This is a genomic window from Bacillus methanolicus PB1, from assembly GCF_000262755.1.
In the GTDB taxonomy this organism is placed as follows: Bacteria; Bacillota; Bacilli; order Bacillales; family Cytobacillaceae; genus Bacillus_Z; species Bacillus_Z methanolicus.
Map to the genome: position 1 here is coordinate 129,167 of NZ_AFEU01000003.1, position 15,954 is coordinate 145,120.

Sequence of the window (15,954 nt, forward strand, 5' to 3'; positions counted from 1 at the left end):
ATTTATATTAATACAATGGAGAGCCGTTTGGCTCCCCTGCAAAAAAGAATTGGGTATATATCTTAATGATCATTATTCGCTAAGTTGCTCTTTCTTTTACCGTATAATACATAAATAACAAAACCGAGAATCATCCAAACGAAAAAACGAATCCAAGTAATTTGAGGCAAACTGATAATCAGGTAGATTGAAAAACCAATTCCAATCAAAGGTATTACCGGAACAAATGGTGTTTTAAAGGTTCTTTTGAGTTCTGGCCGTTTCACTCGGAGCACGATGATGGATGAACAAATTAAGATAAACGCCGACAGAGTTCCGATGTTAACTAGTTCCGCTACTTCGCTTATAGGGGTAACCCCTGAAACAATAGCGGTGATAACTCCAATAATCAAGGTTGGACGATATGGTGTTTTATATTTATGGTGAACCTTCATAAACCATTTTGGCAATAAACCGTCGCGGCTCATGGCAAACCATATGCGTGACCCAGCAAGCATAAAAGAAAATAATACAGACAGAATACCTGCAATAGCAGCAGCAGATATGATCAAAGTGATCCAGTTCAAGCCGACATCACTAAATACTTTGGCTACTGGCGCAGCATTATTGAGTGTATGATACGGTGCCATACCTGTTATAACGAGAGACATCCCGACATACAAGCATAACGCGATTAGCAAAGATATTACGACGGCTCTCGGCAGGTCGCGCTGCGGATTTTTCGCCTCTTCTGCCGCTGTTGTCAAGGTGTCATAGCCAAATACTGCAAAAAATACGAGGGCTGCCCCGCTCATTACACCATCAAAACCAAAAGGCATAAAAGGATGCCAGTTAGCTGTATCAACATAAAAACTTCCTGCAGCAATCACTACTAAAATAATACTTAACTTAATGAAAACCATTAGGTTATTAAATTTAGAACCCCATTCGATACCTACGTAAAGCAACCCAGCAATGGCAAGACTGACTATCATTGCAATCAAGTCAACTTTGTGACCAGCTCCAGTACCCGGAGCACCTTGTGCCCATACAGGAATATGTATTCCAATCTGTTGGAGTATTTCTTGCATGTAGCCAGACCACCCAATGGCTACAACCGCGACAACTAATGTATATTCAAGTAATAAATCCCATCCAATGAGCCAGGCTGCTAATTCTCCCAGTACTGCATAACTATATGTGTAAGCGCTTCCTGCGACGGGTATTAAACCGGCAAATTCAGCATAACACAGCGCTGCTGCTGCACTAGCCAGTCCGGCAATAATGAATGATAAGGTTACAGCAGGGCCCGAATGTTCAGCAGCGGCAACGCCAGTCAATACGAAGATACCTACACCAATAATACCACCTAAACCAATCGCGGTAAGTTGCCATAATCCTAATACTCGTTTTAACCCGGTGTTCTTGGCACCTTCTCGTTGCAAAAGATCAATCGATTTTCTTCTGAAAAAAGCACTCATAGATGTCCTCCTCATTGTAAGCGTTTAAAATCTGAAAGAAAAAAAAGTTAAGATTATTTTAGCATAATGTTTCGTGTTGCAAAAGTAGAATAAACATCCAATATTATGCATAAAAATCCAAATTGAACTTGGAACATATATTTTACAGAATAAAATGAACAAAAAGAAAAGACCGGCGAAATTTTGAACCGGTCCATTTTATAAATTTAATAAAAATGTTTGTTCTTCAACTTAAAAGGAAATTGAGGCTGTCTCATAAAGGTCTGACCCCATGTTCGTTTATCAATATATAGCACATTTATCCAATATTATGTCCTATAAATTGTGTTATGGGGTCTGACCCTTATGCTTTTGAGACAGCCCAATCAAGCTTTCACTTTCTTATTTGCTGCTATTTTTTCTGCTACGGCTTCTGTTAACTCTTTCGCTGTTTGTGGGATATAAGATTTGAGAAGCCCGTTTGCCACTGGTCCTTTCAATCCTTTCGCTGTAATATCCAGGCAGCCGGTCATCCTCGTGAGATTTGCACTAAGTGCTTCTGCTTTGAAAAATCCGCCTCCAATGAAGTTCTCATTTAAACCTGTTAAATCAAACACTACTTCAGTTGGCTCCTTCCAATTCGTAATGTCGACTTTCATACTAATCTCTTTTTTCATGATTCCGAGGTCGCCTACAAACGTCCACGTTGACTGGCGGTCATTCAGGATTTCATGGCTAATGTATCCCGGCACTAGCGGAGCCCATTTATCCAATCGACTTACAAAATCCCAAACATCTTGAATTGGCACCAGGATGTCTATAAAATGTTCACCATTTGGCATTGGTTATTCCCCTCTCTTTGGTTAAAGCATTCAATAACAAAATATGTGTATAGACTTGTCCCTTAGTACTATTATTTTGAGAGGGTAGTTTTTTGTTAAAAAACGGTACAACATCTTTTTATGGTGCGAAAGTTTGAATCCGCTATTAAAGAGCCATTATTTAGCTCGTAGATGATAGGTTTTCTCACTTTGAATAATGGATTCATGCTCTCCCTACAGGATAAAATTGATGCCGATTCTAAATGCGGGTTTAATTCTAACAATTCTTTCTTTAAATTGTTCAAGTTTTTGATAAAATATTATTTTTCCGTGACCTCTTTGATCGATTGGTACAGAATATCCAGCATGAAGTCTAACTCCTCTACGGTTGAAGCAAGCGGCGGCATGAATACAACAACGTTTCCAAGGGGGCGAATCAGCATTCCTAACTCCCTGGCTCGTCTGCACACCTGGACTCCTATCCGATCGGACCATTTATAAGGTTCCTTTGTATTGCGATTTACGACAAGCTCAAGTCCAATCATAAATCCTTTTTGTCGAATATCACCGACATGGCGTAGTTGAAGAAATTCTTGTAAGCGATTAGCGATGTATTGGGAATTCCGTTCTACTTCGTGAATGAGATTCTTTTTTTCTATTAAATCAATATTCGCAATGGCTGCTGCACAACCTAGTTGGTTTCCGGTGTAGCTATGGCCGTGGAAGAACGTCTTTAACTCTTCATAGTTTCCGAGAAAAGCTTCATATATATCGTCTGTTGTTACCGTGATGGCTACCGGAAGATAACCGCCTGTAAGGCCTTTTCCCGCTGTCAAAATATCTGGTGTAACTTCCTCATGGTTGCATGCGAATAAGCGGCCTGTACGTCCGAATCCTGTTGCAACTTCATCAGCGATCATTAAAACATTGTATTTCGAACATAATTCACGCACACCGCGCAAGTAACCTTCCGGCATGACAATGATTCCACTTGCTCCTTGAACGATCGGTTCGATGATCAATGCCGCAACTTCATGATGATGGTTTTCGAGTGTTTTTTCTAATTCGGTTAGGAAAAATTTCGTTTGCTCTTGTTCATTTCCTTCAATTGGAGACCGGTATACATATGGATAAGGAACTTTTATCGAGTTGAAAAGCAGATTAGAGTATGCTTTATGATAAATATCGATTGCTCCAACTGATACGGCGCCGATGGTGTCCCCATGATAAGCTTCCTTCATTGTGATAAATCGCTGTTTTTCAGGCCGTCCTTTATGCTGCCAATATTGAAAGGCCATTTTAATGGAAATCTCGACGGCGGTTGCACCAGAATCAGAATAAAATACTTTAGCCAAACCCGGAGGCATCAGTTGAATGAGCTTCTCCGCTAAAAGAATGGCCGGTATATTTGCCATCCCAAGCAAAGTAGAATGAGCAATTTTATCCAATTGATCCCGGATTGCCTGATCTAACTCCGGTACACGGTGACCATGTACATTAAGCCAAATGGAAGATACACCATCCCAATACTCGTTGCCTTGGACATCGCGAAGCTTCCGGCCTTCTCCGCTGGCAATGATGACTGGATTGTCCTCTATATACTCTTTCATCTGTGTAAAAGGGTGCCACAAATATCGCTTATTTTTTTCGGCCAGTTCATCGTAACTAAGCATTTCACCTGTCATAGAAGTAATCACTCCTGATTTCATTCCTTTTATTGTTAACCATAAAATAATATAAGTTAACAATAAAAATGATATCAAAAGATTACAAACTTCACAAATTAAAATCTTTAGTTGATGAAACTTTTCCTATTCCACCGCTTCTAGCAAAAGTTGTGTTGAAGCCTTGATCTCAAAACCCTTTAACTTATTTTTTCATGTAAAAAAATCCCCTGACAAGAGCATTGCAGCTGCTACACTCTTATGAAGGGATATAAGAACAATCAATTCCAACTAAATTTTTCTTTAGTTTGTTGATGGAGATTTAATTTACTGTTTCTATAACCATAGGTAAAGTAAATTATAAGACCTATTGCCAGCCAAACAAGGAATCCCATCCAAGTAAAGACGGAAAGCTGAAGCATAAGATAAACGCATAAAATCACTGCTGCAGCAGGAATAAAAGGAACTAATGGCGTTCTAAAACCGCGTTTTAGATCGGGTTTAGTTTTACGCAGTACAGCAACTCCTAACGAAACAGTTGCGAAAGCAAATAATGTGCCTATATTCGTCAATTCAGCTAATTTGTCAAGGGGAACGCAACCGGCAAAAATCGAAACCAAGAGAGCTGTCATCTTTGTACTTGCGACCGGAACTTGTGATTTCGGATGAACAGAAGACAAAGTCTTTGGAAGAAGTCCGTCTCTGCTAATCGAATAGAACAAACGCGTTTGACCGAACATCATTACGATTAGAACAGTTGTTATTCCAACAATTGCTCCAAGAGAAATAAATCCGGCTGCCCAATCTTGATGAATAAACTGCAACGCAAATGCTACTGGATCTTTCACGTTAAGCAACTGATAAGGCACAATCCCTGTGAGAATTAAAGATACGACAATATACAGAATCGTACAAATCATTAATGCTGAAATAATGCCGATTGGAAGATTGCGCTGAGGATTTTTCACTTCTTCAGCTGCTGTAGATACCGCGTCAAAACCAAAGTATGCAAAAATAACTACGGCAGCACCGGTAACTACACCTGAAAATCCAAAAGGCATGAATGGAGTCCAATTAGTTGGTTTAACGTACCAAACCCCTATGATTATAAAAAGAAGTACGACTGCAATTTTCACAATTACCATTAAGGAATTAAACTTAACAGATTCTTTCACTCCCCTAGAAAGAAGAAAAGTTACTAAAAGTACTATGATGATAGCAGGCAAGTCAATCAATGTGCCTTTCGCAGGATCGTATGCACTAGATAAAGCGGTTGGGATATGAATCCCAAATCCTGATAATAAAGCTTTAAAATATCCGGACCATCCACTAGCGACCGCTGAAGCGGCAAGACCATATTCAAGAACCAAGTCCCAGCCTAAAATCCAAGCAAATATCTCTCCAAATGCAACATAGCTATACGTATATGCACTCCCTGATTCAGGGATCATAGATGCAAATTCTGAATAACATAATGCAGCAAAAGCGCAGGCCAGTCCCGCAATAATAAATGAAATAATCAAGGCTGGACCGGCATATTTTGCTGCGGCTACTCCTGTCAGAACGAATATACCCGTACCTATGATCGCTCCGACACCCAGCATTGTAAGATCCAGAGCACCCAACGCTCTTTTTAGTGAATTATTTGAAAATTCACCGCCGATTGGTTTTTTACGAAATAAATCCATGGAAACCTCCCGAAAAATTCATGATGTCGAAATTTATCGAAATAACAAAACTATTTTAAGTGTATATTAATTATTTGTAAAGGTAAAAGTTTTTCAGATACAAATTTTCTTTAAAGACTTTATTTTTGTTAATGACATTTATTTTTCGCAAATTTGTCGATTTTTTATATTTATCTGGCGTTTTTACTTGCCCGATTTAGTTTTAAACTCCCCATCAGTTCCTTTAGTAAACCTCAAAAAATGAAGACGTTATCCACAAGATAAAGAAAGTTTAATCAACAAATCATTTAGAAGAAAATAATAAAATTTTTCTGAAAAAATATATCTGTAAAATTTCTGTGTTATAATTCGAATAACTTCCCTAAATACACTTGTGCATAGGAGATGGACATCATCGTGGAAAAACAAATCAATCTAAAGAAAAATCTCGGGTTTTTTGTCTCAACCTCGATAGTTATTGGTACGGTTATCGGTTCGGGAATTTTTATGAAACCTGGAATCGTACTGGATTCGACCGGAAATTCTACTATGGCTATCTTAGCTTGGATCATTGGCGGTATTATTACTTTGGCAAGCGGATTGACGATTGCGGAAGTCAGTGTCAAAATTCCTAAAACAGGCGGTTTATATGCTTATTTAGAAGAAGTATACGGGAGACTTTGGGGGTTTTTGTGCGGATGGGTACAAACCATCATCTATGGCCCTGCTGTAATTGGAGCTCTTGGATTATACTTTGGCTCACTGCTCGCTGGATTTTTTGGCCTTGCAGAAAGCAGTAAAATAATCATCGGCATTATTACTGTTGTTTTCCTTGGTATATTAAACATATTAGGAACCCAGTTTGGGGGTTTTATTCAAGGTTTATCTACGATCGGGAAGCTTATACCTATCGTTCTTATAGCATTATTAGGAATTTGGCAAGGTGATTCTCCTGTTCTTAATATGGAAAGTGGAATTTCCCATGAAATAAGCATGGGTGCTGCAGTTTTGGCAACCCTTTGGGCTTATGACGGCTGGATGAATGTTGGATATATGGCGGGTGAGATGAAAAACCCTTCGAAAACACTTCCAAGATCTATTATCTCAGGAATCATGGTTGTAATCATTGCTTATTTATCTGTAAACATTGCCATGCTTCATGTATTGCCGGCAGCTCAAATTGTCGAACTTGGACCTAATGCTGCAGAGGCTGCAGCAACTAAGCTATTTGGAGATATAAGTGGAAAACTCTTAACAATAGGTATTCTTATATCCATTTTCGGTTGTCTAAACGGGAAAGTACTTACCTTTCCGAGAATTCCTTTCGCGATGGCTGAAGACCGGTTGCTTCCCGGTTCGAGATCAATATCTTGGATACATCCAAAATTTAAGACACCTGTTGGAGCAACAATTCTCCAAATGTTCATTGCAATATTAATGATGACTTTAGGAAACCCTGACCGTCTTTCTGATATTGCCATTTCTTCGGTCTTTACATTTTATGGTTTAGCCTTTTATGCTGTTTTCCTTCTGCGCAAAAATAATAAAGATAATAATCATTTATATAAAGTGCCTTTTTATCCCATTACACCAATAATTGCGATTCTTGGTGCGATTTACATTGTGGGAAGTGCATTGTTAAATAGTCCATTGGATGCGTTAATATCCTTGTGTATTACTTTACTCGGACTGCCAATTTATTGGAAAGCAAAGTCAAAAGCTCAAGCTAAAACAATAGCAAAAGCCAGTTGATACGAATGTGAACAAATTAAAAATAAGAAAAGAGGCTGTCTCATAAGGGTCTGACCCCATGCGCATTTATCAATATATAGCACATTTATCCAAAATTATGTCCTATATATTGTGTTATGGGGTCTGACCCTTGGGCTTTTCAGACAGCCTCTTTGCAATTTTAATGAGTCATATTATTTTGGACCTGCGGCTGACCTTGGGCAGGTGCGTAGGAGTTTAACATTTGCTGCATGTCTTGTTGGGCAAGTTGTGGTACTTGATAGTAATGATGTTTGTTCTGATATATGTTAACTTCATATGCCATCTCTATACAGTTTGGCACTGAGTCAGCCAGCACTCTCCGAACAACTGGATTCGTTGTTTCAAGTGCAGCCAATGTCTTCATAGAAGCCATCGATTTTAAGGCTCCCAGCAATAAACCTGAAACGATTTCTTCATTTACTTCGGAAACGGATTGAATCGGTTTTTTTGGCTGGGAAGGCTTTAACCCGTATACGAAATCATTCCCTTGCTTCATTTTATAGCTTTGTGTCGGTTTAGAAGGATCTCTTCCAGTTTTAAAACATTCTAATGTTATGTTGTACTCCTCTTGCAAAAAACGATATTGGCGATCCATAATATCAGCCAATTCCTGGTCTTTTACAAATTGGCGCAATAACGTATATGTGTTCAGAGTGCCAATTGATCCAGATAAAACTTCATGTACATCAAAAACTTCATGCCCTCCATGATTCAGTTGCTGCGGAATATTACCTGTTTGCATATTTTGATGCATTTGGCCTTGTTGATTTACCACTTGAAATCACTCCTCCTTTTTTAGTAAAACATACGTTGTTATTATGTTTAATTTCATTGTGATTTATGCTTACATGTCAAAAAAAAGATACATTTTAAGAGGCTGTCTCATAAGGGTCTGACCCTTGGGCTTTTGAGACAGCCTCGAAAAACTATTTATTTTTTGGAAGTGGATTTTTGTTAGGAATTATTTCCTTTGAAAGCTCAGTTAATCCACCTATATTGGGCATTTGGGCAGATTTTCGAAAGCGAAAATTACTCATTAAGTTTTGAAACGGCTGCATCTTATTAATATTTTGATTTCTTCTTAACCCATAGGCAACTGCACCAACCCCCAGGCCTAATAAGGAAGCCCACATCATCCCTCTATTGTTCCTTCTTCTGCCAAACATATTGAATAGAGGCTGTCTTCTGCCTGAAAAAAGCATTGTGATCCAGTTATTCAAATTGATTCACTTCCTTAATAAAAATTCAGAAAGCAAAATTATTTTTCACTTTCCAAATTTTATTTTTAACTTTAATAACTTTAATTATGCTGGCAATGTTTTGATTAAAAATAATTTTTAAATGCTTTTCTTTCAATATCATTAAGTTGCTTTACGATATTTCTTCAACAGCTTTTCTTTTGACATCATTAGATAAACCAAATGATGTTTTTTAACGTTGCTAAAACTGAAAGAAGAGGTTGAAAGGAAAAAGATTGGCAGCAGTGAAGTTTTTTTGCATATTTTGTAAAAAATGTTTTGTGGAGAAAAGCATTCAAATCCTAATTGTCTGACCCCTTTGTTTATCATTGTTATTCCAATAACCCCTTTTATTTTTTGCTCTTCTGGATGATTATGAATATATTCAGCCAGAAGCGGCATTGAATTTAAGACCATTTTGTAAAGGTATCTTGCCCTGATTACATGATTCTCCATTCTAAGTAGTTCACTCAATAATTTAACGTTATGGATATGGATTTTTAATAGTACGTCATTTTTACAAATCGTCGTTCCATCCGAAAGGATAACATCTTTTCCTTTATATTTTGTTAATCGAACTCTAAATATTGCTTTTTTATTGGCGGAAGACTCGATATATTGAAGTCGGGTAAATAAAAAATAAATAGGATCTACAATTTTCCATATAGATAAAATGGAAAGACGTATCCCCATATCGATTTAATCTCCTTTCATTTCACTTCAACAATATGATGTTTAAACCGTTACAATTTTAAAAATAGAAATATGAAAAAGGTTATTGGTATTTTATGGTGAAATATAAAATGGATGTAAATCTATTGACGAATACTTTAAACAGAATAATTCTTTTAAGGTGTGAAAAAATGGGGCTGTCTCATAAGGGTCTGACCCTTAGGCTTTTGAGACAGCCCCCATTTTTTGTTTGCAATTGGTTTATATAAATTATTTTATTATTGAAAGTACCCATTCTTTTACATCTTTTATTCGTAAATGCTTTGGGGCGGAATCTGTTCCTGTCACAATCATAGGGACTAATGAATCGTCTTTATGCAAAGCTCCGTGGCTGGCTCCGCCGACATGAGTCGGCGACCCTTCTCCTATAAGTTCATATCCCGGTTTTGCTGTTATGACAAGATAATCTCCTTTATGTGAAAAAAACGAGCTGTAAAACCTTGAAAGACCATCAGGGAAATTTCCAAAGGAAATTCTTTTATCTTTTATTTGCAGATCCAGAATCTCTATTTTTCCTTCTAAACTCCATGTTTGTCCGTATTCATCAATGTATTCTCCACCCGGATGAAAAATAAGTTTTCCGTCCTGTTCGCCTGAAATAACATGAATGTCTTCTCCTTCTTTCCATCCAATCAAATCAATTCTTCTGTCCTTTTGCAAAGTTTTTGCAATCTGATTAAGAGCCAAACGATTTGCATCAAGAGAATAGACAAATGCCATTCGCTCATTAACACCTAAAACGATCTGATCATTTGGTGTAACTCCCTTTCTTAATTTGACAATTTTATACTCGTTTAAGACTTCCCTTAGATCAATGAGCGCTTCATTCCGATCAGCGCCAATCCTTGCTTGTCCGTTATCACCCATGATGACCCATATATTCCCTTTTAAAGCGTCTTCCCGTGAGGGGAAACTGTCTAAGATCATTGCAAGTTTTTGATCCGCTTTTATTATTGCTTTCGTATCCAACGGCCCGTTTTTATGTACACTTTTATCTCCATCCGGAAAATATACAATCGAAAAATCAGGTAGCCTGTCTTCTTGAATTAAGTAAGTGAGTTCCTTTACGGAAAAAGTGTTATGGAATCCGTATTTTCTCCAAAAGTGGTGTGTACCGTTAAAAGGGTTCATTTTATGCAGTGCCCCATGTGAAAATAAGAAAGGAGCCTTTACTTCTATCTCTCTTGGAATTACAGTTAACCAAGACAGCAGGCGTGGAATTTTTAATGACTGATTTGTACTTCCCCTATAAATAAGTGTATTTATTGAAGCTGATTTTTTATCAGTCATGGCAAGTTCTTCATGAATGGTTTTAAACTTATTACCTAAATGGACGTTGTTCAAATTATATAAAATATCGTTCATTGACTGGTTTAAACCAAGCTTCATTAATTCTCTAATATGGCTTCCATAATTAATCAATCGTTTTTCATCTTGATGGTACCAAACCAATCCAGGGATTTTATGCTTATCACAATAAACCCCGGTCAACAGGGTGCTATCAACATTTACTGACATGGTCGGAAACGGACTAACCACATCTGGATAAAAGTGCCCGTTTTCCATAAAATACTGAAATGTTTTAGCCTGTCCCCTCCTAACAGCATTCTGCAAAGGTGTTGTCATTAGAGAATCTATTAAAAGAAGAATCACGCGTTTTTTTATTTCTTCTGCTGCATAATTGCTTAATGCCAATTGATTTGCTCCCTTCTATTTTGGTTTTATTTTTATTATTTAAAAAAGTTCAGTTAAAATATACTCAACGAATGCCTCGAAGATAAGATCTCCAATAATTTAAGTCCTGCGATACTGTTTCCTTTTTCATCGAGAGCAGGTCCAAATATTCCTAGCCCAAAACGATGGGGAACCGCTCCCAAGATGCCGCCTGAAACTCCGCTTTTTGCCGGTATTCCAACCCTGACGGCAAACTCCCCTGAAGCGTTATACATACCGCATGTAACCATAAAAGTTTTGCAAATTCTTGCTACTTCAACAGGCATGATTCTTTTGTTTGTAATCGGTTCAACCCCATCCATGGCGAATACGATGCCTATTCTGGCCAAGTCCAAACAATCCATTTCAATCGCGCATTGCTTTGTATAAAGGTCCAGAAGCTCTTCCACATCCTCATTAATGATTCCGTGCTGCTTCATAAAATAGCATAAAGAACGGTTAAGAAAGGAAGTTTCAAACTCCGACTTGGCCACTTCCTTTGAATAAGTAACATTTGAATTGCCTGCCAATTCCTGAACGAATGTAAGAATCCGTTTAAATCGGTCCTCGATCGAATGTCCCTTAATCATATGAGTAACCGCTAATGCCCCTGCATTAATCATCGGATTTAACGGCTTGGAAGGGTTATTTGTTTCAAGCTTAACAATGGAATTAAAAGGATCTCCCGTAGGTTCGTACCCTACCTTTCTAAAAACCAATTCTTCTCCGCAATCGATTAGTGCTAAAGCAAGAGTTAACACTTTCGAAATACTTTGCAATGTAAATTTTTGCTGAATATCACCTGCAGATATACATGTTCCGTCAGGATGAAAAATGGCTGCAGATAAATCATGCGGGCTTGCTTTTTTTAGAGCAGGGATATAATCAGCGACCTTTCCGTGTTTCGTATATTTCTTTGCTTCCAGCACGACTTCGTTTAACTTTTCACTCGATTGACAAGGCATTTTTATCACCAACTTAAATTCTAAAAATGAGTCACTTTTCATTTATTAGCTAGTGTGAGCAAAAACAATCCGGAGTAATCATCATAAAACCATTCGATTTATTACGTTGATTTATATGTAAACAAATATTAAAAATCGGTTGACATTAATGTTGATGTTCTATTATTCTTTATTTATATAACATTGTAAATACAAGACGTTAATGAATTGTTTAAAATAAGCTGGATAATATCTACTTATTTGCCTCAGTCGGATTTACATACACTTGTATGGATGTGGATGGACGTACCGCCTCCAAACGAATACATTGTGTTTGCAGGTACTGGTTTTATGGCGTCTACACAAATGAGATCTTGCCTTTATAAATGTAAAATGTTGCTCAATAGGGGGTAAAAAGAATGGGAAATTGGAAACAACTTGCATTAAGTGTTCTAGATGGACGTGAAATAACTGATGATGAAGCTTTATCTATTTTAAACTGTCCTGATGAAGAACTCCTTGAATTGCTTCAAAGCGCTTATACAATCCGTCATCATTACTATGGCAACAAGGTAAAATTAAATATGATTATTAACGCGAAATCCGGTCTTTGCCCGGAAAATTGCGGTTATTGTTCCCAGTCCAGTGTTTCAACAGCTCAAATTGAGAAATATCCAATGATTGACAAAGAATCCATTTTAAAAGGTGCTCAGCAGGCACATCAACTCAATGTCGGGACATATTGTATTGTGGCCAGCGGAAGAGGTCCGAGCAATAGAGAGGTTGACCACGTCGTATCTGCCGTAAAGGAAATTAAAGAAAAATATAATCTAAAAATTTGCGCCTGTCTTGGATTGTTAAAGCCCGAGCAAGCAAAAAAATTGAAAGAAGCCGGTGTGGACCGCTACAACCATAATATCAACACTTCTGAAAACCACCACGAAGCGATCACGACTTCCCATACATACCAGGACAGAGTCAATACCGTGCAGCTTATAAAAGAAGCGGGTATCTCCCCTTGTTCCGGTGTCATTATCGGGATGAAAGAGACAAAGCAGGACGTTATTGATATGGCAAGAAGCTTAAAAGCATTAGATGCTGACTCAATACCTGTTAACTTCCTTCACGCAATACCCGGAACGCCGCTGGAAGGTGTTGACGAACTTAATCCTAGATATTGCCTGAAAGTTCTTTGCCTCATGCGTTTCATTAACCCAACTAAAGAAATACGCATTTCAGGAGGAAGAGAAGTGAACCTTCGAAGTCTTCAACCGCTAGGTTTATACCCTGCTAACTCTATATTTGTCGGAAACTACTTGACCACTGCAGGACAAGAAAGCACTGAAGATCACCAGATGCTCAAAGATCTCGGGTTTGAGATTGATTTCGTTAAAGAAGAAGTTAGTGCAGTTTCGTGAATGAATGAAAATGAAGTGTCGCAAACAAATAGATGTAAGGCTGTCGAATATAAAACGTCAGCCTTTTTAGTGTATTTCCGCCTTTTTCATACAATATGGGCTGTCTCAAAGCCTAAGGGTCAGACCCCATAACACAATATATAGGACATAATGTTGGATAAATGTGCTATACATTGATAAATGCACATGGGGTCAGACCCTTATGAGACAGCCTCTAGCAAACTATGCCCACCACATTTCAGTCATTTGCTCTTTAAATAGAATTTCTTTCAGTAAGCTGATCGCTTTACTTAATCCCTCATCGGTAGAAGAGAGCATGTCTTCATGTTCAATGGAAAGAACATAATCATAACCTACTGCACGAAGTGTGCTAACAATATCTTTCCACATCTTTTCGTCATGGCCATAGCCGACTGATCTGAACGTCCATGACCGGTCTAAAATGTTGCTGTAGTGTTTCGTATCTAACACACCGTTCACACTAATATTGGCTTTGTCTAAATATGTGTCTTTTGCGTGGAAATGGAAGATGGCATTTTCTCGGCCTAGCTTTTTAATTGCCTCTACGGGATCAATTCCTTGCCAAACAAGGTGGCTCGGATCGAAATTTGCTCCAATGCTTTCTCCCGCATGTTCTCTTAATTTCAGTAACGTCTCCGGATTGTAGACAACAAAACCGGGATGCATTTCGAAAGCAATTTGATTGATTCCATGAGACTCTGCGAATTTAGCCTCTTCTTTCCAATAAGGAATCACCACTTCGTTCCACTGCCAATCTAGAATATCCAAGTATTCCGGAGGCCATGAACAAGTCACCCAATTTGGATATTTAGCGTTTGGATGGTCACCTGGGCAACCGGAAAAACCATTAATGACAGGAACTTCTAACTGCTCAGCTAATAAAACCGTTTTTCTCCAAACATCATGAGATTCTTTCGCATAATTTTTATTTGGATGAAGAGGATTTCCATGGCAGCTTAAAGCGCTAATCGATAATCCTCTGTTTTCAAGCGCACGTTGGAAAGATTTTAATTTTTCAGGGCTTTCCAATAACTCATCAGGGTTGCAGTGGCTGTTTCCCGGATAGTTGCCCGTTCCCAGTTCAACAGCTTCAACACCCATAGCGCTTAATTTATCAAGCATTTCTTCAAAAGGTAAGTCTTGATATAAAGCTGTGAAAACACCTAGTTTCACGAAGACACCTCCTGATCTACTTGGACTTTCACCCATTTTTGTTGTTTATGACTTTCTACTATTGCATCGATAATAGACATTGATACATGTCCATCTTCAAAGGTCGCGAAGTTTGTTTGATCTTTTAATGGGTCTTTTCCATCCCGAATGAATGTATAAAATTGCAGCATCATATTTTTTAAAGCGTCAGGCCAGCCTTCATTATGCCCTCCGGGATGGTGTATCGAAGATCTTGCTTCCGGTGCAAATAAAGCAGGATCTGCCAAAAGAATTTCATTTGGTTTGTCGCGATAACCGATCCATAATTTCTCCGGTTCCTCTTGATTCCAATAAGCTGAACTTTTGCTGCCATCGATTTCAAAACTTAGTCTGTTTTTCCGGCCGGCACTTACTTGAGAAACTGTAAACACACCTCTAGCCCCATCATGAAAACGCACAAGAACCGACGCATAATCTTCTGTTTGGATCGTTACTTCTTCATAATTCTCTTCTTCCGTATTTTGTGTACCGAAAGTTGACACATTTGTTTTCGGTTTTTTTCTAACAGGTAAAACCGTTGCCAAATCTGCAAAAACTTCCACAATTTTTTTACCGGTCACATATTGGACCGTATCACACCAATGGGAACCTATATCCGCGATGGCACGTGTGTATCCGCCGAATTTAGGATCCAAACGCCAGTTAAAATCAGTTTCATACAGTAACCAATCTTGCAAATAACTTCCGTGTACCAAATTCACTTTTCCGAATTCACCATTTTTTATCATCGTTTGTAAATTTTTAATAATCGGAAATTGGCGATAATTAAAATTCACACCATGTACGACTTTATGCTGTTTTGCTAATGCAAGCAAATCTGCTGACTCTTTACTTGACATCGCTAACGGCTTCTCAGATAAAACATGTTTGCCTGCTAAAATAGCTTCTTTATTAATTGAAAAATGAAGATGATTTGGAGTGCAGTTATGAACAACATGTATGTCACTGTCATTAAGCATTTCGCGGTAATCGCCATATGCTCTCGGAATCCCAAGTTCAGCCGCTTTTTTTTCGGCGGCCGCCTTGCTGCTGCCCGCTAATCCTATTACTTCAACAAAACCAAGCCTTCTGATTGCTTCAATATGAGTAGGACCGATAAAACCTGTCCCGATCACTCCGACTTTGATCTTTTCCATATGGGATTCCCCCTGTTCAATAGACGATTTATTTAAAATTTGAAGTCTGGTTTATAATTAAAATAATTTCAAATTATTCATTTTCATGTGCTTCTTAACTTGAATTGAATGAAATAATATTTTGACGCTGGTTTTTGTGTTGTAATTCCTCATTTTGATCAATAACGTCTAATCAA

Annotated in this window: 13 protein-coding genes; 2 read left to right on the plus strand and 11 right to left on the minus strand. The window is 38.1% G+C overall.

What is annotated here, in order from left to right; all coding sequences use genetic code 11:
• Positions 1 to 62 precede the first annotated feature (62 nt).
• The 4 genes from PB1_RS10440 to PB1_RS10455 form a co-directional block, all read right to left on the minus strand.
• Positions 63 to 1,460 (minus strand): amino acid permease, encoded by a 1,398-nt coding sequence (locus PB1_RS10440; RefSeq protein ID WP_004436317.1) that lies wholly within the window; start codon positions 1,458 to 1,460, stop codon positions 63 to 65.
• Positions 1,461 to 1,825: 365 nt separating this feature from the next.
• Positions 1,826 to 2,281: an SRPBCC family protein gene (locus PB1_RS10445; RefSeq protein ID WP_004436319.1), complete on the minus strand. Its 456-nt coding sequence runs from the start codon at positions 2,279 to 2,281 to the stop codon at positions 1,826 to 1,828.
• Positions 2,282 to 2,580: 299 nt separating this feature from the next.
• On the minus strand, positions 2,581 to 4,008 hold the full coding sequence (gene bioA, locus PB1_RS10450; protein WP_174269862.1) for an adenosylmethionine--8-amino-7-oxononanoate transaminase: 1,428 nt from the start codon (positions 4,006 to 4,008) through the stop codon (positions 2,581 to 2,583).
• Between the two features lie 197 nt (positions 4,009 to 4,205).
• Positions 4,206 to 5,612, minus strand: coding sequence for a branched-chain amino acid transporter BcaP (locus tag PB1_RS10455; protein WP_004436322.1), 1,407 nt, complete (start codon positions 5,610 to 5,612; stop codon positions 4,206 to 4,208).
• 384 nt (positions 5,613 to 5,996) lie between these two features.
• On the opposite strand from PB1_RS10455, the gene PB1_RS10460 reads away from it, so the two are divergent.
• A complete protein-coding gene (locus PB1_RS10460; RefSeq protein WP_034645262.1) occupies positions 5,997 to 7,343 on the plus strand; it encodes an APC family permease in 1,347 nt (448 codons plus the stop codon).
• A 160-nt stretch (positions 7,344 to 7,503) separates the two neighbouring features.
• Here PB1_RS10460 and PB1_RS10465 read toward each other — a convergent pair whose 3' ends face one another.
• The 5 genes from PB1_RS10465 to glsA all read right to left on the minus strand — a co-directional run bounded on the left by PB1_RS10465 (position 7,504) and on the right by glsA (position 12,012).
• A complete protein-coding gene (locus tag PB1_RS10465; RefSeq protein ID WP_004436325.1) occupies positions 7,504 to 8,139 on the minus strand; it encodes a spore coat protein in 636 nt (211 codons plus the stop codon).
• Positions 8,140 to 8,290: 151 nt separating this feature from the next.
• The gene (locus PB1_RS10470; protein WP_004436327.1) at positions 8,291 to 8,584 is read right to left on the minus strand and encodes a hypothetical protein; all 294 of its coding nucleotides are present in this window, start codon (positions 8,582 to 8,584) and stop codon (positions 8,291 to 8,293) included.
• A 141-nt stretch (positions 8,585 to 8,725) separates the two neighbouring features.
• Positions 8,726 to 9,295: a YkoP family protein gene (locus PB1_RS10475; RefSeq protein WP_004436332.1), complete on the minus strand. Its 570-nt coding sequence runs from the start codon at positions 9,293 to 9,295 to the stop codon at positions 8,726 to 8,728.
• Between the two features lie 249 nt (positions 9,296 to 9,544).
• On the minus strand, positions 9,545 to 11,029 hold the full coding sequence (locus PB1_RS10480; RefSeq protein ID WP_004436334.1) for an alkaline phosphatase family protein: 1,485 nt from the start codon (positions 11,027 to 11,029) through the stop codon (positions 9,545 to 9,547).
• A gap of 53 nt (positions 11,030 to 11,082) precedes the next feature.
• A complete protein-coding gene (gene glsA, locus PB1_RS10485; RefSeq protein WP_004436336.1) occupies positions 11,083 to 12,012 on the minus strand; it encodes a glutaminase A in 930 nt (309 codons plus the stop codon).
• Positions 12,013 to 12,410: 398 nt separating this feature from the next.
• Here glsA and bioB point away from each other — a divergent pair, with 398 nt between their 5' ends.
• On the plus strand, positions 12,411 to 13,409 hold the full coding sequence (gene bioB, locus PB1_RS10490) for a biotin synthase BioB (protein WP_004436337.1): 999 nt from the start codon (positions 12,411 to 12,413) through the stop codon (positions 13,407 to 13,409).
• Positions 13,410 to 13,631: 222 nt separating this feature from the next.
• Here bioB and PB1_RS10495 read toward each other — a convergent pair whose 3' ends face one another.
• Together PB1_RS10495 and PB1_RS10500 are read right to left on the minus strand one after the other, a co-directional pair.
• A complete protein-coding gene (locus tag PB1_RS10495) occupies positions 13,632 to 14,603 on the minus strand; it encodes a sugar phosphate isomerase/epimerase family protein (RefSeq protein ID WP_004436338.1) in 972 nt (323 codons plus the stop codon).
• On the minus strand, positions 14,600 to 15,778 hold the full coding sequence (locus PB1_RS10500) for a Gfo/Idh/MocA family protein (RefSeq protein ID WP_004436340.1): 1,179 nt from the start codon (positions 15,776 to 15,778) through the stop codon (positions 14,600 to 14,602). Before PB1_RS10500 ends, PB1_RS10495 begins: the two co-directional genes overlap by 4 nt.
• Positions 15,779 to 15,954 lie beyond the last annotated feature (176 nt).